Origin of the sequence: Micromonospora sicca (assembly GCF_003172935.1) — a bacterium.
Classification (GTDB): domain Bacteria; phylum Actinomycetota; class Actinomycetes; order Mycobacteriales; family Micromonosporaceae; genus Micromonospora; species Micromonospora sicca.
In genome coordinates this window covers 1-590 of record NZ_QGKS01000008.1, presented here as the reverse complement: position 1 = coordinate 590, position 590 = coordinate 1, and the positions used below count along the sequence as shown (strand labels likewise).

Genomic DNA, 590 nt, shown 5'->3' with positions numbered 1-590 from the left:
CAGCGTCAAAGACCTCGAAACCGACGTCAACACCTGGATCGAGGCGTGGAACGCCGACCCGAAGCCCTTCGTCTGGACCAAGACCGCCGACGAGATCCTGGACAGCCTCGCCAACTACTGCACAAGAATTAATCAACTAACCAACGACTCGGAGCACTAGGCCCGTCCCGCCTCGCCGATCGCCATGTCCTCGTCGGTCGCCTCGGTCAGGCCGGCGGCGTTCCCGCCGACGAAGTACACCGCCACGAAGATCACCCAGAGCGCGATGGCCCGCCAGGGATGCTCCGCACTCCACCGCGCCAACGGCACCGTCACCGGTCGCCTGCCCATCTCCGGTTCCCCCTCCACGCGCCGCTCCAGTACCGACCGTGTTGACGCTAGATCCTTGGGTTCGAGAATCTGAACAACTGAGTCAGGTTTTCAGGCTGCGGTTTTGAGTCGTGCGCGGGCGATGTAGTCGTCAACGTGGTGGTCGATGGCGGCGAGGGCTTGACGCAGGTCGGGTGGCGCTTGGGGCTGATCGGCGGCGAGGAGTGGTCGCAGGAGGCGGTTGTTGAGTTTGGTGTAGAAGATCGCCAGGCGTTGCCCGT

The 590-nt window shown here is 63.7% G+C and carries 1 protein-coding gene and 1 pseudogene; one reads left to right on the top strand and one right to left on the bottom strand.

Translation table 11 applies throughout. The annotated features are described in order from the left end of the window. Nucleotides 1-160, top strand: a pseudogene (locus DKT69_RS00045) (IS630 family transposase); the annotation flags it as partial. Here the strand turns inward: DKT69_RS00045 and DKT69_RS00040 are convergent. Further along, the gene (locus DKT69_RS00040) at nt 157-348 is read right to left on the bottom strand and encodes a hypothetical protein (RefSeq protein ID WP_109799576.1); all 192 of its coding nucleotides are present in this window, start codon (nt 346-348) and stop codon (nt 157-159) included. The pseudogene DKT69_RS00045 and the gene DKT69_RS00040 overlap by 4 nt on opposite strands. Nucleotides 349-590: the final 242 nt, after the last annotated feature.